Consider the following 17,024-nt stretch of genomic DNA (forward strand, 5'->3'; position numbering starts at 1 on the left):
CGGAAAATTTGAACAATGAAACTTGGAGAGCCGAGCCTCGACCAGTTGCGCATCTTCCTCAGCGTGGAGGAGGAAGGCAGTTTCGGCGGCGCCGCGCGGCGCATGGGGCGCGCCGTTTCGGCGATCAGCTATGGCATCCAGCAGATGGAAGCGCAGTTGGGCGTCAAGCTGTTCGCGCGCGAGGGATCGCGCAAGCCGGTGCTGACCGAAGCGGGGCGGGGGCTGCTGGCGGAGGCGCGCGCAATCGCCGAAGCGTCCGACGCCATGCTGGCCAAGACGCGCAGCCTGCACGCCGGGCTGGAGAGCGACGTTTCGCTTGTGCTCGACGTAATGGTGCCGGGCGACGTCACTGCGCCGGTGCTGCGCGAATTCCGCCGCATGTTCCCGACTGTAGCGCTGCGGCTCAACATCGAGGCGCTGGGCGCAGTCACCGCCTGCCTTCTCGATGGCGAAGCGCACCTGGCGGTGGCAGGGCCAGTCGTGGCCGCGCATCCCGCGTTGGAGCACCAGGCGATCGGCGAGATCGAGCTGGTGCCGGTCGCCGCGCCCGACCATCCGCTGGCAGCAGGCACCATCGCTCCGGGCGATACACGCCATCACCTGCAGCTGGTGCTGTCGGACCGCTCGCGCTTGACCGAAGGGCGCGAATTTTCTGTTCTCAGCCCGCAGACCTGGCGGCTGGCGGACCTTGGTGCGAAGCACTCGCTGCTCAAGGAAGGGATCGGCTGGGGCAATATGCCGCGCCATCTTGTGCGCGAGGATATTGCGGCGGGCCGGCTCGTCGAACTCGACCTGCCCGAGAAACCGGGCGCATCCTACACGCTCAGCGCGACCTGGCGCCGCGATGCCCGCCCGGGCCCGGCGACCAGCTGGCTGATCGACGCGCTGCGCGATCGGCTCGCGCTTTGTCCCGGCAACTAAGGACCGAAGATCGACTCTTCGTCGCCTGCTTTCCAGGGCGCGAACTTGGGCATCACGTTGGCGAAAAGGTCGGAGGCGAGGTGGCGTTCCAGCCATTCCTGAAGATGCGGGATCGGCTGCGCGTCGAACCATTCGCGATCGTGATTGGCGAACTGGCGAACGAACGGGAAGCTGGCAATATCGGCGAAGGTGCGGGTATCGCCGCATAGCTGGGGCTGGTCAGCCAGCCGCGCATCAAGTTCGCGCAAAATCTCGTAACCCGCTGCGCGATGCTGATCCGGATCGCAATCTTCGTAACGCGTGGGATATTTGTAGCGGTCGAGGTGGTGCTTGAACGGCTCTTCGATCGTGGCGAGCAGATCTCGATCATCGCCCGTCAGCCAACTTTCGGGATCGTTCTGCGCCAATGCCCAGCGCATGATCTCGATGCTTTCGTCCAGAACGGTGCCATCTGGCAGAACCAACACCGGCACGGTCGCTTTGGGCGAAGCTTCGACCAATTCGGGCGGCTTGCTGGAGAGCTTCACTTCGCGCAGCTCGACGCTGACGCTCGCGATCCACAAGGCCATGCGCGCGCGCATCGCATAGGGGCAGCGGCGGAAGGAATAAAGGACCGGGTGTCGGCTCATTCCTCGTGCGAGAACTCGGCCCCGACATGGCTCAAGCCGCGCTGGCGGGCGAGCTCTTCCTGCCGCTGCCGTTCGGCGTAGCGGGCGCGTTGTTCCTCGTCGCGTTCGTCGATGCAGTGCGGGCAGCTGACGCCTTCGACATAGTGCGGCGATTGCTGGTCGGCTTCGCTGACCGGGCGGCGGCAGGCACGGCACAGGCCGTATGCGCCGACTTCCAGCCCGTGTTTCACCGTCACGCGCTCGTCAAATACGAAACATTCTCCGTCCCAAAGCGACGTTTCTTCAGGGACTTGCTCGAGATATTTGAGAATGCCTCCCTTGAGGTGATAGACTTCGTCGATCCCCTCGGCGCGCAGGAAGCTGGTCGATTTCTCGCAGCGGATCCCGCCGGTGCAGAACATGGCGACCTTCTTGCGGCCTTCGAGCAGATCGTCACGGTGCTGGCGGAACCATTCGGGAAATTCGCGGAAGCTGGCGGTGCGCGGATCGATCGCGCCGCGAAATGTGCCGCAAGCGACCTCATAGTCGTTGCGCGTGTCGATCACGATCGTGTCGGGGTCAGAAATCAGCGCGTTCCAGTCCTGCGGGTCGACATAATGGCCGACGCTCAAGGTGGGATCGATATCGGGCTCGCCCATGGTCACGATTTCGCGCTTCAGCCGAACTTTCATGCGGTGGAACGGCATTTCGGCGGCATGCGAAAACTTCACGTCGAGGCTGGTGCAGCCGGGCAGGGCGCGGATATGCGCCAACACCTGCCGGATGGCGTTCTCGCTGCCCGCCACCGTGCCGTTGATGCCCTCTTTGGCGAGCAGCAGCGTGCCCTTGATGCCGACCTCCTCGCACAGCGCGAGCAGGGGCTCGCGCAGCGCAGCCGGATCGTCGAACCGGGTGAACTGGTAGAGCGCGGCGACGGTGATGGGCAATTGGCCCGACATGCTCACCCCAGCTTCATCACCCAGCCATGGGTGTCTGCAACTTCGCCCTTCTGGATGCCGACCAGCTTCTCGCGGATCTTCATCGTGATCTGGCCCGGGCCGCCGCTGCCGATCTCGAACTCGCCGTCCGGCCCGGCGACCTTGCCGACCGGAGTGACGACCGCCGCGGTGCCGCAGGCAAGCGTTTCGAGCAATTTGCCGCTGGCGGCGTCCTCGCGCCACTGGTCGATCGAATACATGCCTTCTTCGACCGTCAGCCCTTCCTCGCGCAGCAACTGGATCAGGCTGTCGCGCGTGATGCCGGGTAGGATGGTGCCGGTCAGCGGCGGAGTGATCACCCGCCCGTCATCGAACACGAAGAACAGGTTCATCCCGCCCAGTTCCTCGACCCATTTGCGTTCGACCGCATCGAGGAACAGCACCTGGTCATGGCCTCTCGCAAATGCTTCGCCTGTGGGCACGAGACTGGCGGCATAATTGCCGCCGCACTTGGCCGCGCCGGTGCCGCCGGGCGCGGCGCGGGTATAGTCCGAAATCCAGATGCTGACCGGCTTGGGGCCGCCCTTGAAATAGCTGCCTGCAGGGCTCGCGATCACGATGAACTTGTATTGCCTGGCGGGGCGCACGCCCAGGAAGGCCTCGGTCGCGATCATGAAGGGGCGCAGGTAAAGCGATCCGCCTTCGACGCTGGGGAACCAGTCCCGGTCTGCCGCAACCAGCTGGCGGATCGATTCGAGAAAGGTTTCCTCGGGCAGGTGCGGCATGGCGAGCCGGTCAGCCGAGGCGTTGAAGCGGCGCGCATTGGCATCGGGCCGGAACAGCGCGGTCGATCCGTCGACCTGCTTGTAGGCCTTCAGCCCTTCGAAGATTTCCTGCGCATAGTGCAGCACGGCTGCCGAAGGATCGAGGCTGAGCGGTCCGCGCGGGCCCACGACGGCATTGTGCCAGCCGCCTTTCGCTTCGTCATAGTCGATCGTGACCATGTGATCGGAAAACAGCGTGCCGAAGCCGGGATTGGCGAGCGCCGCGTCGCGCTCGGCGGCGGGCATGGGGGCGGGGTGCAGGATGCGCGTAAAGTCCATAGTTCGCGGGTAATGCCAGCAATGGACGAGGGCAAGATATGAAAAGGGCGATCCAGCCCGTCGGAGGATCGCCCTTTCATGGTCAGCGGCGGGAAGTGCCGCTCACGAAGCCTCTAGCGATAATAGCTTACCGATAGTGCCTCGCGCGGAAACTTGCCGACCTCTCTGCTGAACCATGAGACATCGGATCACCTCCTTTCGCGCTTTTGAGCCAAGACCCGCACCGTTTCACCGGGGGCCGAGGACCGCGTTCGCCGCTGGCCTCGAGGTACAATTTGAGTCATGCGAATCATGAAAACAAGGCTTGTAAAAAAGTTTTCCCACGTCAGAATGATGCGCTGTTGCGTGGCGCCCGTGAGGCGCCATTTTTTCACCTACAATCCTCGATCACGCGGGTTACTTCGGCCCAGGCCGGAATATAGAGCGGCGCCATCCCTTCGACTTCGATCGCGAAGCGGCCTTTAGTGATCGCCATGGCATCGAGCAGCGAATCCCTTACCGGCAATTGCACCGTCACTTGCGGCGCGCCCGCTGTCGAGGGCTTCGCCTGCAGGATGCGGTCCTGCGTTTCGGTGCGCACCCGCACCAGCAGGTCGGTATCCGAATGGCCGGGCCGCGCCAGCACGATCGCGCGCGGCTGCAACTGGCATTGCATGATGAACTCGCTCGCGGTGCCAGCGGCAAAGGTCGCCTGCGTGCCGCCGGCAATGGCGCGATAGCTCCAGTCGCCCGGCGTTTGCGGTGCGTCGAGCCAGTTCGCGTCGTCATCGGCGGGCTGTTGCGCACTCGCTACGCCCGCCGCCAAGGCACTCGTCGCCGCGATTGCCGCAGCCATCAGGAAATAGATCGGTTTCATGTCGCCACAATGCGCGCTAACGCCTTTCGCGTCCATGACCAAGGCTGCACCATGAGCGGAAAACGCCGGATCGATCAGTTGCTTGTCGAGCGCGGGCTCGCCGAAAGCCGTGCGCGCGCGCAGGCGCTGGTGATGGCGGGGCTGGTGTTCAGCGGCGAGACCAAGATCGCCAAGCCCGGGCAGCAGGTTCCAGCGGACACACCGCTGGATGTGCGCGGGCGCGACCATCCGTGGGTCAGCCGTGGCGGAATCAAGCTGGCGCATGCGATCGAGCATTTCGGGCTCGATCCGGCGGGCGCGGTGGCGATGGACATCGGCAGTTCCACCGGCGGCTTCACCGATGTGCTGCTGCAAGGCGGGGCGGAGCATGTCTTCGCGGTCGACAGCGGCACCAACCAGCTGGCCTGGAAGCTGCGGCAGGATCCGCGCGTCACCGTGCTTGAGCAGACCAGCGCGCGCGTGCTTACTCCGGAGCTGATCGATCGGCCGTGCAATTGGGTGGTGTGCGACGCCAGCTTCATCAGCCTCGCAAAGGTCCTCGAGCGCCCGCTGGAGCTGGCCGCAACCCCTTGCACGCTGGTGGCGCTGATCAAGCCGCAATTCGAAGTGGGGCGCGAGGAAGTGGGCAAAGGCGGGGTCGTGCGCGACCCGGCGCTTCACGAGCGAGTGTGCGGCGAAGTGCGCGACTGGCTCGAAGGCGCAGGTTGGGCGGTCGAAGGGATCGTCGAGAGCCCGATCACCGGGCCGCAGGGCAATGTCGAGTTCCTGATTTGCGCCCGGCGCGGCTGAACGCGCGCATGATGCAACCCATCCCGCTCTGGCACAGAGATTTTACCGCCGGTTGCGCAGCGTGTATCGCCCGGCCATGATTTGGCATCGAATCAGCACGGGGGAAGCATGAACGTCATCGCGTCACGCAGCCAGCTGCGCGCCAGCCTGATCCGCTGGGCGCTGTTCACCGTGCCGTTGGTGGTGCTGCTGGGCTTTATCGCCGGGCAGGCGGGCAGCCCCAATACGTTGTGGTTCCAGAGCCTCGTAAAGCCTTCGATCTATCCGCCGCCGGCCGCATTCGGGATCGTGTGGACGATCCTCTACGTGATGATCGGCTTTTCCCTGGCGCTTGTGTGCAGCTCCTGGGGCGCACGCGGGCGCGGCCTCGCGATCGGGCTGTTCGTGGTGCATTTCCTCTGCAACCTCGCGTGGGCGCCGGTGTTCTTCGGCAACCAGAACATCGAAGGCGGGCTGATGGTGCTGGGGCTGGTCGATTTCACCCTGCTGCTGGTGATCGCGGCTTTCTGGCGCGTGCGCCACTCGGCGGCGCAGCTGTTGTTGCCCTATCTCGCCTGGGTGGGTTTCGCGACTGTGCTCAATTATGAGTTCCAGCGGCTCAATCCCGATGGCGGTCAGGATGTGCCCTCGGCCTCGACCCAGCGATACCAGCTTTAGCTTTCGTTCTCCGCACACCCATCCGGGTGTGCGATTTCCTCGCGCCTAGCGAGCCAAGCTCGCGGCGCTGCGGGCGCGCGGTCGCGCTTGCGGTCGCCTATCGGCGACCGATTCTCCGCTTGTCATCGCGGGGCTTCGGGGCCAGATAGCGGCCATGCAAAGCCAGAACCCCATGATCGCCGATTTCGTGAAGCTTGCGAACAGTGCCGCGGGCACATTCGCCGGGATGACGCGCGAAGCGCGCGAAAGCGCGCGCGAGCGACTGAAAGAAGCGTTCGGCGGCATGGACTTCGTCTCGCGTGAGGAATTCGACACCGTCAAGCTGATGGCGCAGAGGGCCCGCGAAGAAAACGACGCGCTCAAGGCGCGGATCGAAGCGCTGGAAGCCAAGCTCGCGGGCAAGTAATCCGGCCGCGCAATGAACCTGCGCGCGCCCGCCATCCTCATCGCTTCGCGCCACCATGGCGAAACCGCCGCGATTGCGCGGCTGCTGACCGAGGAATTCGGCGTGGTTGCGGCCTATATCGCGGGCGGGCGCGGGCGGCAGCTGCGGCCGGTGATGATCCCCGGAAACCGCATCGAGGCCGAGCTGCGCAGCAAGTCGGACAGCCAGCTTCCTTTCGCCAAGCTCGAACTCACCGAAAGCCGCGGGCCGTGGCTGACCGAGCCGCTTCCGGCGGCGGCGATCGGCTGGGCCTGCGCGCTCACCGCCACCGCTCTGCCTGAACGCAACCCATATCCTTCGCTGTTCTCGGCGCTCGACGCCCTGCTTTCGGCGGTGTGCCAGGCCCCTTCGGCGCGCGGCTGGCTGCCGGCGATGATCGCCTATGAGACGCTGCTGCTGCGCGAGCTCGGCTATGGCGGCGAACGGCCCGAGACGGGAGACGAGCTCGCCGGGCTGTTAGCTGCGTTTGACCGGCTGGAAGGACCTCTTGCGCGCTACCTGCTTGCCGACCGGCGCGGCGATGTTATGGCGGCCCGGCACCTGCTGCGCGAACGGCTTGCGCGGATGCTGACATGAAGGCGCCCCGATGAAGATTGCAGTCCTGCCCGGTGACGGGATCGGCCCCGAAGTGACGCAAGAGGCGCTGCGCGTGCTCGATGCGCTGCAATTGCCGGGGCTGACGCTGCTCGAAGGCGATGTCGGCGCGGCGGGATACCGCAAGCACGGCCACCCGCTTCCGCCCGAGACCCTGGCGATGGCGCGCGAAGCCGATGCGGTTCTGTTCGGCGCGGTGGGCGATCCCGCTTGCGACAATCTGGACCGGCACTTGCGCCCCGAACAGGCGGTGCTGGGGTTGCGCAAGGAACTGGACCTGTTTGCCAACCTTCGCCCGGCAAAGGGCTTTGACGGGCTTGAGGAACTGAGCGCGCTGCGCCCCGAGATCGCGCGCGAGATCGATCTGGTGATCGTGCGTGAGCTGACCGGCGACGTCTATTTTGGCGACAAGGCGCGCCATGTGCTGCCCGACGGGCGGCGCGAGGGCTGGGATCGCATGGCCTATGCCGAGGACGAAGTGCGCCGGATCGCGCATGTCGCCTTCCGCACCGCGCAGACGCGTGGCAATCGCGTCACCAGTGTCGACAAGGCTAATGTGCTCGAGACCAGCCGCCTCTGGCGCGAAGTGGTCGAGGAAGTCGCTGCCGAATATCCCGATGTCGCGCTTGAGCACATGTATGTCGACAATGCCGCGATGCAGCTGGTGAAGGCGCCCGGGGCATTCGACGTGGTGCTGACCGGCAATCTTTTCGGCGACATCCTGTCTGACCAGGCAAGCATGTGCGTCGGCTCGATCGGGCTGCTCGCCAGCGCTTCGCTCGGCGAAAGGCAGACCGATTACGGAACCTTCGGGCTGTACGAGCCGATCCACGGTAGCGCGCCCGATATTGCCGGGCAGGGCAAGGCCAATCCGATGGCGACGATCCTTTCGGCTGCGATGATGCTGCGCCACAGCTTCGGGCTCGAAGCCGAAGCGGCACGGATCGAGAATGCTGTCGCCAGCGCGCTGAAGGACGGCGTGCGCGGCGGGGACTTGGGCGGCACGCTCGGCTGCGCGGCGATCGGCGAGGCCGTCTGCGAGCGGCTTTGACGTGACGCGCGCGGGACAACTCGAACTCGCGATCATCCTGCCCACTCTGAACGAGCGCGGCAATCTTGCTCCGCTGATCGAACGCGTGGCCGCGGCGCTGGGCGACACCGGTTGGGAAGTGCTCGTCGTCGATGACAATTCCGCCGATGGCACGGCCGACGAAGCGCGCGCGCTCGCGCGGCAGGACCTGCGCGTCCGCGTGATCCAGCGGATCGGGCGCAAGGGACTCGCCAGTGCAGCGATCGAGGGCTTTTGTGCGACCGCCGCGACCTATGTCGCGGTGATGGACGCCGACCACCAGCACGATCCGGCGCTGTTGCCGCAGATGCTGGCGTCCGTGCGTGCAGGCGAAGCCGACGTTGCGGTTGCTTCGCGATTTGCAGACGGTGCCAGCACTGCCAGCTGGGACAATCCCGAACGCGAGCGGTTGTCCCAGGCCGCCAATGCTTTGGCGCGCAAGCTTACCGGCGTCGAACTGAGCGATCCGATGAGCGGATATTTCCTGCTTTCGAGCGATCTGGCGCGCGCGCTGGTGCCGCGCCTGTCAGGCATCGGCTTCAAGATATTGCTCGACCTGCTGGCGAGTTCGGATCGCCCGCTGCAGGTGCGGGAGTTCCCGCTATACTTCGCGGCGCGGCGCGAAGGCGAAAGCAAGCTCGACCGCGCCATCGCCTTCGATTTCCTCGCCGGGATGTATGACAAGGTGTTCGGCAAGGTGATTCCCACCCGCTTCGCGCTGTTCGGCACTGTGGGTGCGCTGGGCGTATTGGTGCATATGGCCGTCCTGAGCCTTTTGCTGTTTGCCTTCGGCAAGGGTTTTGCCGTCGGGCAGGCGCTCGCCGTGCTCAGCGCGATAAGCTTCAACTTCTTTCTCAACAACTGGCTGACCTATCGCGACCAGCGGCTTAAGGGCGGGGCTGCGCTTTTCAAGGGGTGGGTCGGCTTCTGCCTTACCTGTGCGGTGGGCGGTTTTGCCAATGTGGCGGTGGCGACATTGCTGCAGATGCAGGGGCTGGTGTGGTTCCTCGCGGCGCTGGCGGGGATATTGGTCGGTTCGGTCTGGAACTATGCGCTATCGAGCCGCTTCGTCTGGGGCCGGTATTAACGCCATCCATTGAGCCAAGCGTAGTCGAGGAAGCTTTGCGGGCTTGCCAGCCTTGCTGCGGTGAGGATCGGATAGAACCACGCGAAGATGGCCAGGCTGCTCCCCAGCACCAGCATCGGAACGCGCCGGTTCCCGGCTTGCCAGAGCGCGTCGAGCGCTAGCGCGAGTGCCCCCAGCAGGAAGAAATGCGGCACGAAATAATGGTAGTAGAACTGCACCGATTTCTCAGCGACGAACCACAGGCCAAGGCTGGCGAGATAGCCCGCCACCATGCCGGTCCGAGCCCAGTTTCTCTCTGAAATACCGCTGGCAAGACACCAGAAAAGCGCGGGAATTCCCAGGAGCATGGCGAGAGGGTTACCAAGCAGGAGCACGCCGCGCTGGATGCCGTCGACGGCCTCGTAATAATACCAGATCGCGCGCGCATTTAGCACCCAGTCGGGCCAGTTCGACTCGTAGCTGTGCGGCGCGAGCACTTGGGTTTGCAGTGCCAGCATTTCGCCATGGAGCGCGAAAAGACCTCCGCCGGTCAGCGGGTTTTCCTGCATGAACAATGCAGGCCAGAAGCTGAGCGCATAGGCCGCCAGCGGCACCGCGCCGAGCCACAGCGCCGCTTCCAGCAGCGAAACGCCCGGCACCGGAATACCGCGGCGGCTGGTGAACAGGCGACGGCGTCCTGCCGATAGCCGCGCGAAGAAAAAGGCGATGCCCGGCAGCATGGCAAGCGGGATCGCGTTCCATTTGGCGGCCATAGCGGCACCGAGGAACAGGCCCGTCGCGGCGAGGCGCGAACGGCCCTGCTCGGGCTTGCGCATGGCGGCGGTGAATTGCCATGCGGCGAGCGCAAGGAAGCAGGCCATGAAGATGTCGAGCATGGCGATCCGCGCCTGCACCAGCAGCATGAAGCCGCTGGCGAGGAGGAAGCCGAAGGCGAAGGTCGCAAAGCGCGACTGGCTGGCGTGCCACATCGCGCGCATGCTCGCGAACAATGTCAGCACACCAGCCAGCAAGGGGAATATGCGCCAGCCGAACGGCGTATCTCCGAACAGCGCAATGCCAGCTGCAAGGATCGCCTTGCCCAGCAGCGGGTGTTCGCGGTTGATGTATTCGCCGCCGGCCAGCATTTCGCGCGCAGCTGGGAGGTAATGCACCTCGTCGAAATAGGGCATGGCGAGCGTCGTTAGCCGGATCGAGCAGAGCGCGGCGAAAGTCACGGCGACAAGTATGGTCAGGCCGAGCGGGTCGCGGGGCTGTTCAGGAGCCTGGCTCATCAATCCAGCGATTACCGACTTGCATTGGCGCCTGCAAGGAGGGGCTGCCTGCCCCGCTTTTCTATTGCGCGATGGTGGCTGCGGCGACTAACCCGCCAGTCATGAAGAAAACCACCGGCATGGATCGGGCCGTGACCCGAAAATGGCGCCCCGCCACCCGCGCGGTGCGTGGCGGCACCTGGCGCAGCGAACATGGCGAGACGAGCGAGGCGCTGTTCCTCAGCTCGGGCTATACTTACGACGATGCGCAAACGGTGGCAGACCGCTTTGCGGGTGAGGCCGAAGGGATGACCTATTCGCGCCTGCAGAACCCCACCGTCGCCATGCTGGAAGAACGCATCGCTCTGCTGGAAGGCGCAGAGGCCTGCCGCGCCCAGGCCAGCGGCATGGCTGCGATGACCGCAGCACTGTTGTGCCAACTATCGGCCGGCGACCATGTCGTCGGCGCGCGCGCTGCATTCGGTTCGTGCCGCTGGCTGCTCGACCACCTTTGCCCGCGCTTCGGCATCGAAGTGAGCGTGATCGACAGCACTGAAAACGCCGCATGGGAAGCCGCGATCCGCCTCAACACCAAGGTCTTCTTCTTCGAAACGCCCGCCAACCCGACGCTCGACGTGGTCGATCTTGCGTTCGTCTGCGGCCTCGCCCGCGCGCATGGCATCACCACGGTTGTCGACAACGCCTTCGCCACCAGCGCGCTTCAGCGCCCGCTCGAATTCGGTGCGGACGTGGTGGCCTATTCCGCCACCAAGCTGATGGACGGGCAGGGCAGGGTGCTTGCCGGTGCCGTTTGCGGCAGCGCGGAGTTCATCAACGATGTGCTGCTGCCGTTCCAGCGCAATACCGGCCCGAACATTTCGCCCTTCAATGCATGGGTAGTGCACAAGGGGCTCGAAACGCTGAGCCTGCGGGCGCACAAGCAAAGCGAGAACGCGCTCGAATTGGGGCGCTTTATCGAGCCGCGCGTTCCCCGCATCCTCCATCCGGGCCTGCCGAGCCATCCGCGCCATGAATTGGCGCTCAAACAGATGGACGCGACAGGCTCGATCTTCGCTTTCGATGTGGGTAGCCGCGCGAAGGCCTTTGCGATCCTCGACGCGCTGGAATTGGTCGATATCTCGAACAATATCGGCGATTCTCGCAGCCTGATGTGCCACCCGGCGTCCACCACCCATGCAGGGATGAGCGAGGAGGCGCGCGCGGAAATGGGCGTGACCGAGGGGCTGCTGCGGATCAATATTGGCCTGGAAGACCCACAAGATTTGATCGAGGATCTCGACCAGGCGCTCAGATCGGCAGGATTCTAGCTTCTCCCACCGGCAGCGCCGGTCGAAGCGAGCTCAGACGCCAGCGGGAATATAGGCTACGCTGGTTTCCTGGATCGTGATCGGCGGAACCGGGATGAACGGGATGAACGGCTCGAGCCGATAGCGGATCGCGGCTGCAGCCCAGTCGATCCCGCCTGAAGTGCCGCGCACGAACACCACAGCGCTGATCTTTCCCTGATCGACGGCAGGCATCGAGTCCCTGATTTCGTCCGTCACCTGCGCCTGGGTCGCGGTGGGATAGACCTTGGCGTAGCGAATGCCTTCGCCCAGCGCATGGCGCAGCGTGCCAGACACCTGGAAATATTGGCCCAGTTGCAAGGTGCCAAGCATGATCGTGACCAGCACGGGAAGTGCAAAACCGAAGTCGACTGTCGACGAGGCGCTCGAAGAGCGCAGGATGCGGCGCAAGTAGGTCATTGGATCCTCACTAGGCTGTCCCCGGTAACAACGATCGAACTGGCGAAACCGCGTACTCCGAAAATTCCGGCCAGCGCCGCCCAATCGAAACGCGTCGCCTGCGCCTGGCGGATCTCGACGCTTACAAAGCGCGCGGGCACCTCACCGGCCATACAGTTGGAATTGAAGTCCGATTGGCGCGTACCATCGCATTCGAGGAAGATTTGCACGGCGACGCTTTCGGCGGGCACGCTTGCAGCAGCCCTGGCGACCGTCACCAGATAGGTGCCGTCGGCAGTGTTGGGGCGCTTCGCAAAGGCATAGTCAGTCGTCCGCTGGGCCGCGCGCTCATAGTCGATCTTGGTTGCGACCAAGCCGAACGCCTCGATCATGCCCAGGCACAGGAACAGCACGAAGGGCAGCGAAAGCGCCAGTTCCATCGCGCCGAAGCCGCGGCTGTCGCGGCGCAGCTTGCGGGTGATACGGATCATCTGGCCAAGCATAGCCATCACTCTACCACCCGGATTACGCGGGCCGTGCCGAGGTTTGCATCGATCTCGTCGTTGCAATTATTGTCGATCCGGTTGGTCCCGCCGAAGTTCACTCGTTCGGTGACGATCAGCAGGCATTGCGCATCTTGCGTCGCGCCGCCGTTATAGGTGAGGTTGCCGGTCGGCATGTAAATGATGCCCTCAAGATCGACATCGGCGCCACCGTTGATGATATGCGCCGGCTCGTCGCCAATCGGGTCCTGGAAGAACAGGATTCCGGCCCAGGTCGCGTTTTCGGCCGAGGTCGGTGCGCGCAGGTCGAGATAGGCGCTACCGTTGATGTTCAGCGTCGCCACGTTGCTCGACGTGTTGCCGGTCAGGATGATCGTCACGCCATGGCCGGTCACCCGCGCGGTCGAGTTCACCCTGAATTCGCCGCGATCCATGATGTAGACGCCCGGCGACATGGTGACGGTGCCTTGAAGCCTTGCACCGTTGCAATAGCGCCCGGGCGTCATGGTGACATTCTGGCTGGGGGTCACGCTGTAACTGTTGAAGGTGCAGCCTGCGGGCGTAGTGGGCGTCGTCAGCCCGCGCGAGGCGAGCGGATCGTCCACCGGCAGGCCGTAGGACACGACAGCCGTCGTGCTCGGGATGTTCCCGGCGCCATAGTCGATCCCGCCCACGCTCATGATCAGGTTGGTGTCGAGATAGGCAGTACCACCCACGTCGACCGACACGCCCTCGGGCGAATTCGAGGCAACGGGGCAGTCGAGATTGACATCGGCATTACCGAACACGTCGATCCCGATGCCGTCTGTCGCGGTAGCGATCACGCAAGGCTCGCCCACCGCCATTGCTGTGGCGACCGCGCGGGTGCGGATCACGGGCGTGTTCTCCATGAAGATGCTGGAGAAGGGCAGCTTGCGGTTGACGCTGATCAGCACCTCCACCGCGCGCGGATCACCCGCATAGGCACCCACTGCCGGGGGAGAGACGACACGTTCGAGCGTCACAGCGTCGGGAAAGTTGCGATCGACGGTGTTGCTGACCGGGTCGGTAATCGAAAAGCCGCGGTAATGGCTCATTGCGCCGGCGAGCGCGCCCGAGTCTGCTGCCTGTTGCAGCTGGCGCTTGGCAAGGAACCACTGGATCGTGTCCACGCCAAGCCCGGCGGCGCCCACAGTTGTTGCCGCGCCGATCGCCGTCACGATCAGGACGCTGCCGCGAAGGTCGCGGCGCAGCCTCGCTGCCAGCCTTCCGAGCATTTTAAGCATCGTGCCTGTTCCCTGACGGTTTTCGATCCATGCGACACATGCCCGATGCGGGGCTAAGAATTGCCCACCATTCAGGGTTTATGCGAAATTAACCGTGGCAGGCAGGAAAGGCCCGCTTGCTCTCGCCGCCGTGGTCATGCGAAGCTCCATCGTTGCTGAAGGAGGCGTGCCTGTTATGTCCAAACGCGTCGAACTGATCTTCGATTTCGTCAGCCCCAATGCCTATCTGGTGTGGTGGCCGCTGCGCGACCTGTTGCGCGAACTGGGCGCGGGGCTTGATGTCGTGCCGGTATTCCTCGGCGGGATGCACAAGCTCACCGGCAATGCCCCGCCGATGATCCGCGACGCGGAGGTGAAGGGCAAGAACGCCTATGCGATGCTGGAGATGCGGCGCTTCATCGCCAAGCACGGGCTCCACAAGTTCCGCATGAATTCGAAGTTCCCGTTCAACTCGGTCCTGCTGCAACGGATGCTCTTTGCGGCGGACCAGGATGGGCGCGGCGTGCAATTCGTCGAAGCGATGCTACCAGCGATCTGGGAGCAGGACCTTGACGCCAGCGATCCCGAAGCGGTGGCCGCGGCGGTGACCGCAGCCGGTTTCGACGCACGCGACCTGTTCGAACGGGCGCAGAGCGACGAGGTGAAGCAGGGACTGATCGACAATACCCAGAATGCAGTCGATCGCGGCACCTTCGGCATACCCACCATGTTCGTGGGTGACGAAATGTTCTTCGGCAAGGAACGACTGGCGCAGATCGAAGAAGAACTGGCGCGCTGAAAGGCTAGAGCCGCTCCATCCTCAGCCAGTCGCGATCGCCTGCCCAGGCCTTGGCCAGCGCCGCTTCTGCCGCTTTCGCCTCTAGCCGGTTGCCTAGCTTCTTCTCGGCTTGCGCCAGCCCATAGAGCGCCCAGCCATTGTTGGGCGCTTTGAACAGTGCTTCGCGGAAGGCGCCCGAAGCCTCGCGATATTGGCCTGCGTCATAGAGCGATGCGCCCAACGATTGCGCGATCGGGTAATACCAATAAGGCGGCTCGTTATAGGGGATTGTCTTCTCGATTTCCTGCGCGAGCCGGTATTGCTTGATCGCTTCGCCGAAATTTCGATCCGCATGCGCCTTGCGCCCCTTGGCGACATGGATCGCCAATTGCACGATATCGGGGGCGGGGAAGCCCGCATCGACCATCGCCGTGACCTGCGGGTCCGACTTGAGCCGCTCCATCGCCGCGATTTCGGCTGCATAGCCTTCCGCATTCCCGCTGCGCGCATCGGCGACGGCCCGCGCGTAATGCCGCATGGCTTCGACATAACCCAGCTTGCTCGGCGTGCTCGTCAGCGCGAGAACCGCTTCAGGCGAGGAATATTGGGTCATCGCGAACAGCGGTGCAGCATGGATCGCCTGGACCCACGGCAGTTGGCGCGCGATGTCGACATCGAGGATGCGCTTGAGCCGTTCGGTCTCGTGGACGACCCGGTGCATGTCCCCTACCATCTGTGCGGAGGCGAGCAGGAAATGGACGTTGTGCGGGTAATATCCGTAGCGATAGAGCCCGTCGTCGCCTGCGACCGAAAGATAGGCTTCGTCCGCGCGCGCGGCCTTGATGTTGGCGTCAACCGAGTCGAGATATCGCCCGATGCGGTAGAAGATGTGCCCGGGCATGTGGACCAGATGGCCCAGCGCGGGCGGCGCATTGGCGACGAGGCGATCCGCGGCGGCTTCCGCCAGTTTGGGATCGGGGCTGTTCTCCATCAGATGGATGTAGAGGTGCGAGGCTTGCGGGTGTTTGGGATTGTCGGCCATGACCCGTTCGATCAACGCGATGGCGGGACCGATCTGCGCGCGCGGCTGGCTGCTCCCGGGTTCCCAATAATCCCATGGCGTGGTGTTCATCGCGGATTCGGCCGCGAGAACGGCGATGTCGTTGCTCTGCGGGAAACGCTCGGCCACTTTCATCATCATCGCCGAATAATTGCGCTCGAGCGCTGCGCGGTCGGCAGCGAGGTCATCGGGGAAACGCGCTAATTGCGCTGCGATCAGCGCCTTTTCCATGTCGCTGGCATCGGCAGACAGGCGCTGTGCCTGCTTTGCCGCGAAAATCGCCATGCGGTTCTGTTCTTCGCTCATGCCCGCATTGATGTTGAGGCCGTTGGCATAGGCCTCGCCCCACCAGCACATGGCGCATTCGGGCTCGAAGGCGCGTGCCTTGCGGAAGGATCGCACCGCGGCGGCATGGTTGAAACCGTAGAGCAGGGCGACGCCCTGGTCGAAATAGGCGCGCCCTTCGCCGCTGATGCCGGTGGCGGTGATGTCCGAAGTCGGGATCGAGGAATAGTGCGGGAGCGAACGCGCGCCTGCCTGCATCGAGAGCGGCAGCGGCATGCCAGCGGCCAGTTGCAGGCGCTGGTCGAGCGCTTGCCCTTGCGCGTCGATGCCCCTGCATCCCTTGCGTCCGGGCAATGTCGGATCGAGCGCCGCCAGGCGGGTCGCTTCCGCCGAGTCCGATTCGCTCTGAAGCGCAAAATTGCCGATCCCGGTGCTGGTCAGAAGGGCGGCCAGCAAGCCAATCACCTTGAACATTTTTGACCTCCCGTCAGTGTTCCGCGAGGCAACCCGGCATTGTTCCAGCTTTTCTGAATGGCTTAGCTTAACACCATTGCGCGGCAATCCCAAGCAAAGCCGGAATGCGAAGGAGGTGGATTACCGCGTCCGGCATCTTGCCGAGCGCGAACCAATCGCTAACTTCGACCTGTCATGAAAGAGCTGTTCCAACACGCTGCCACCACCGAAGGGGTTACCGTGCGGGTCGCGGTCAACTTCCTGCCCGAACAATCGCAGCCCGATGCGGGCAAGTGGTTTTGGGTGTACCATATCCGTATCGAGAACGGCAGCCACGAGACGCTGCAACTCCGCACAAGGCATTGGCGGATCACCGACGGGCGCGGCATGGTCAATCATGTCGACGGCGAAGGCGTGGTGGGCGAACAGCCGGTGCTGCGCCCCGGCGAAAGCCACGACTATGTCTCGGGATGCCCACTGGCGACGCCGCACGGCTCGATGGAAGGCTTCTACACCTTCGTCCGCGATGAAGGCACGCCGCTGGAAGTGCGCATCCCCTTCTTCCCCTTGGCGGCGCCCGCCACGGCGAACTAATTCTTTTTGCTTTTACGCTTCGCTACTTGAGCGCGGGGGCCTCTG

Annotated in this window: 19 protein-coding genes; 10 read left to right on the forward strand and 9 right to left on the reverse strand. The window is 64.1% G+C overall.

Annotated elements, in window-relative coordinates; translation table 11 throughout:
- Positions 1-15: 15 nt before the first annotated feature.
- Positions 16-921 (forward strand): LysR family transcriptional regulator, encoded by a 906-nt coding sequence (locus tag VRS74_RS06065; protein WP_354144350.1) that lies wholly within the window; start codon positions 16-18, stop codon positions 919-921.
- Here the strand turns inward: VRS74_RS06065 and VRS74_RS06070 are convergent.
- From VRS74_RS06070 to VRS74_RS06085, 4 genes are all read right to left on the reverse strand, one after another.
- Positions 918-1,550, reverse strand: coding sequence for a glutathione S-transferase (locus tag VRS74_RS06070; RefSeq protein WP_354144351.1), 633 nt, complete (start codon positions 1,548-1,550; stop codon positions 918-920). The genes VRS74_RS06065 and VRS74_RS06070 overlap by 4 nt on opposite strands.
- The gene (gene trhO, locus VRS74_RS06075; protein WP_354144395.1) at positions 1,547-2,488 is read right to left on the reverse strand and encodes an oxygen-dependent tRNA uridine(34) hydroxylase TrhO; all 942 of its coding nucleotides are present in this window, start codon (positions 2,486-2,488) and stop codon (positions 1,547-1,549) included. The genes VRS74_RS06070 and trhO overlap by 4 nt, the downstream gene beginning before the upstream one ends.
- 2 nt (positions 2,489-2,490) lie before the next feature.
- Entirely contained in the window at positions 2,491-3,570 is a 1,080-nt protein-coding gene (locus tag VRS74_RS06080; protein ID WP_354144352.1) for a branched-chain amino acid aminotransferase, read from the reverse strand.
- A 370-nt stretch (positions 3,571-3,940) separates the two neighbouring features.
- Complete coding sequence (locus tag VRS74_RS06085) at positions 3,941-4,426, reverse strand: hypothetical protein (RefSeq protein ID WP_354144353.1); 486 nt, start codon at positions 4,424-4,426, stop codon at positions 3,941-3,943.
- 51 nt (positions 4,427-4,477) lie between these two features.
- On the opposite strand from VRS74_RS06085, the gene VRS74_RS06090 reads away from it, so the two are divergent.
- From VRS74_RS06090 to VRS74_RS06115, 6 genes are all read left to right on the forward strand, one after another.
- On the forward strand, positions 4,478-5,215 hold the full coding sequence (locus VRS74_RS06090) for a TlyA family RNA methyltransferase (RefSeq protein WP_354144354.1): 738 nt from the start codon (positions 4,478-4,480) through the stop codon (positions 5,213-5,215).
- A gap of 108 nt (positions 5,216-5,323) precedes the next feature.
- On the forward strand, positions 5,324-5,872 hold the full coding sequence (locus VRS74_RS06095; protein ID WP_354144355.1) for a TspO/MBR family protein: 549 nt from the start codon (positions 5,324-5,326) through the stop codon (positions 5,870-5,872).
- A 154-nt stretch (positions 5,873-6,026) separates the two neighbouring features.
- The gene (locus VRS74_RS06100) at positions 6,027-6,278 is read left to right on the forward strand and encodes an accessory factor UbiK family protein (protein WP_354144356.1); all 252 of its coding nucleotides are present in this window, start codon (positions 6,027-6,029) and stop codon (positions 6,276-6,278) included.
- Positions 6,279-6,290: 12 nt separating this feature from the next.
- The gene (gene recO, locus VRS74_RS06105; RefSeq protein WP_354144357.1) at positions 6,291-6,893 is read left to right on the forward strand and encodes a DNA repair protein RecO; all 603 of its coding nucleotides are present in this window, start codon (positions 6,291-6,293) and stop codon (positions 6,891-6,893) included.
- A 10-nt stretch (positions 6,894-6,903) separates the two neighbouring features.
- Positions 6,904-7,962, forward strand: coding sequence for a 3-isopropylmalate dehydrogenase (gene leuB, locus VRS74_RS06110; protein WP_354144358.1), 1,059 nt, complete (start codon positions 6,904-6,906; stop codon positions 7,960-7,962).
- Between the two features lies 1 nt (position 7,963).
- Entirely contained in the window at positions 7,964-9,067 is a 1,104-nt protein-coding gene (locus tag VRS74_RS06115; RefSeq protein ID WP_354144359.1) for a glycosyltransferase family 2 protein, read from the forward strand.
- Here VRS74_RS06115 and VRS74_RS06120 read toward each other — a convergent pair.
- Positions 9,064-10,338 (reverse strand): phospholipid carrier-dependent glycosyltransferase, encoded by a 1,275-nt coding sequence (locus VRS74_RS06120; protein WP_354144360.1) that lies wholly within the window; start codon positions 10,336-10,338, stop codon positions 9,064-9,066. The genes VRS74_RS06115 and VRS74_RS06120 overlap by 4 nt on opposite strands.
- Positions 10,339-10,439: 101 nt before the next feature.
- On the opposite strand from VRS74_RS06120, the gene VRS74_RS06125 reads away from it, so the two are divergent.
- The gene (locus tag VRS74_RS06125) at positions 10,440-11,645 is read left to right on the forward strand and encodes a trans-sulfuration enzyme family protein (RefSeq protein WP_354144361.1); all 1,206 of its coding nucleotides are present in this window, start codon (positions 10,440-10,442) and stop codon (positions 11,643-11,645) included.
- A gap of 33 nt (positions 11,646-11,678) precedes the next feature.
- On the opposite strand, the gene VRS74_RS06130 is transcribed toward VRS74_RS06125, so the two are convergent.
- Genes VRS74_RS06130 through VRS74_RS06140 form a run of 3 tightly spaced genes read right to left on the reverse strand, consistent with a single transcriptional unit; the run spans position 11,679 to position 13,830 of the window.
- Complete coding sequence (locus tag VRS74_RS06130) at positions 11,679-12,083, reverse strand: TadE/TadG family type IV pilus assembly protein (RefSeq protein ID WP_354144362.1); 405 nt, start codon at positions 12,081-12,083, stop codon at positions 11,679-11,681.
- Complete coding sequence (locus tag VRS74_RS06135; protein WP_354144363.1) at positions 12,080-12,571, reverse strand: TadE/TadG family type IV pilus assembly protein; 492 nt, start codon at positions 12,569-12,571, stop codon at positions 12,080-12,082. Before VRS74_RS06135 ends, VRS74_RS06130 begins: the two co-directional genes overlap by 4 nt.
- Positions 12,571-13,830, reverse strand: a complete 1,260-nt coding sequence (locus VRS74_RS06140; RefSeq protein WP_354144364.1) for a pilus assembly protein TadG-related protein — start codon at positions 13,828-13,830, stop codon at positions 12,571-12,573. Before VRS74_RS06140 ends, VRS74_RS06135 begins: the two co-directional genes overlap by 1 nt.
- A gap of 175 nt (positions 13,831-14,005) precedes the next feature.
- Here VRS74_RS06140 and VRS74_RS06145 point away from each other — a divergent pair, with 175 nt between their 5' ends.
- Entirely contained in the window at positions 14,006-14,608 is a 603-nt protein-coding gene (locus VRS74_RS06145; RefSeq protein WP_354144365.1) for a 2-hydroxychromene-2-carboxylate isomerase, read from the forward strand.
- 4 nt (positions 14,609-14,612) lie between these two features.
- Here the strand turns inward: VRS74_RS06145 and VRS74_RS06150 are convergent, their stop codons facing one another.
- A complete protein-coding gene (locus VRS74_RS06150) occupies positions 14,613-16,406 on the reverse strand; it encodes a hypothetical protein (RefSeq protein ID WP_354144366.1) in 1,794 nt (597 codons plus the stop codon).
- Positions 16,407-16,580: 174 nt separating this feature from the next.
- Between VRS74_RS06150 and apaG the strand changes: the two genes are divergently transcribed.
- Entirely contained in the window at positions 16,581-16,979 is a 399-nt protein-coding gene (gene apaG, locus VRS74_RS06155; protein ID WP_354144367.1) for a Co2+/Mg2+ efflux facilitator ApaG/CorD, read from the forward strand.
- Positions 16,980-17,024 lie beyond the last annotated feature (45 nt).

Origin of the sequence: Altererythrobacter litoralis (genome assembly GCF_036324225.1) — a bacterium.
Taxonomy (GTDB): Bacteria; Pseudomonadota; Alphaproteobacteria; order Sphingomonadales; family Sphingomonadaceae; genus Erythrobacter; species Erythrobacter litoralis_A.

Excerpts from the sequence above, each read along its gene's own strand:
- VRS74_RS06065 (WP_354144350.1), top strand. The coding sequence starts at position 16 with ATGAAACTTGGAGAGCCGAGCCTCGACCAGTTGCGCATCTTCCTCAGC.
- VRS74_RS06070 (WP_354144351.1), bottom strand. The coding sequence starts at position 1,550 with ATGAGCCGACACCCGGTCCTTTATTCCTTCCGCCGCTGCCCCTATGCG.
- trhO (WP_354144395.1), bottom strand. The coding sequence starts at position 2,488 with ATGTCGGGCCAATTGCCCATCACCGTCGCCGCGCTCTACCAGTTCACC.
- VRS74_RS06080 (WP_354144352.1), bottom strand. The coding sequence starts at position 3,570 with ATGGACTTTACGCGCATCCTGCACCCCGCCCCCATGCCCGCCGCCGAG.
- VRS74_RS06085 (WP_354144353.1), bottom strand. The coding sequence starts at position 4,426 with ATGAAACCGATCTATTTCCTGATGGCTGCGGCAATCGCGGCGACGAGT.
- VRS74_RS06090 (WP_354144354.1), top strand. The coding sequence starts at position 4,478 with ATGAGCGGAAAACGCCGGATCGATCAGTTGCTTGTCGAGCGCGGGCTC.
- VRS74_RS06095 (WP_354144355.1), top strand. The coding sequence starts at position 5,324 with ATGAACGTCATCGCGTCACGCAGCCAGCTGCGCGCCAGCCTGATCCGC.
- VRS74_RS06100 (WP_354144356.1), top strand. The coding sequence starts at position 6,027 with ATGCAAAGCCAGAACCCCATGATCGCCGATTTCGTGAAGCTTGCGAAC.
- recO (WP_354144357.1), top strand. The coding sequence starts at position 6,291 with ATGAACCTGCGCGCGCCCGCCATCCTCATCGCTTCGCGCCACCATGGC.
- leuB (WP_354144358.1), top strand. The coding sequence starts at position 6,904 with ATGAAGATTGCAGTCCTGCCCGGTGACGGGATCGGCCCCGAAGTGACG.
- VRS74_RS06120 (WP_354144360.1), bottom strand. The coding sequence starts at position 10,338 with ATGAGCCAGGCTCCTGAACAGCCCCGCGACCCGCTCGGCCTGACCATA.
- VRS74_RS06125 (WP_354144361.1), top strand. The coding sequence starts at position 10,440 with ATGAAGAAAACCACCGGCATGGATCGGGCCGTGACCCGAAAATGGCGC.
- VRS74_RS06130 (WP_354144362.1), bottom strand. The coding sequence starts at position 12,083 with ATGACCTACTTGCGCCGCATCCTGCGCTCTTCGAGCGCCTCGTCGACA.
- VRS74_RS06135 (WP_354144363.1), bottom strand. The coding sequence starts at position 12,571 with ATGGCTATGCTTGGCCAGATGATCCGTATCACCCGCAAGCTGCGCCGC.
- VRS74_RS06140 (WP_354144364.1), bottom strand. The coding sequence starts at position 13,830 with ATGCTTAAAATGCTCGGAAGGCTGGCAGCGAGGCTGCGCCGCGACCTT.
- VRS74_RS06145 (WP_354144365.1), top strand. The coding sequence starts at position 14,006 with ATGTCCAAACGCGTCGAACTGATCTTCGATTTCGTCAGCCCCAATGCC.
- VRS74_RS06150 (WP_354144366.1), bottom strand. The coding sequence starts at position 16,406 with ATGTTCAAGGTGATTGGCTTGCTGGCCGCCCTTCTGACCAGCACCGGG.
- apaG (WP_354144367.1), top strand. The coding sequence starts at position 16,581 with ATGAAAGAGCTGTTCCAACACGCTGCCACCACCGAAGGGGTTACCGTG.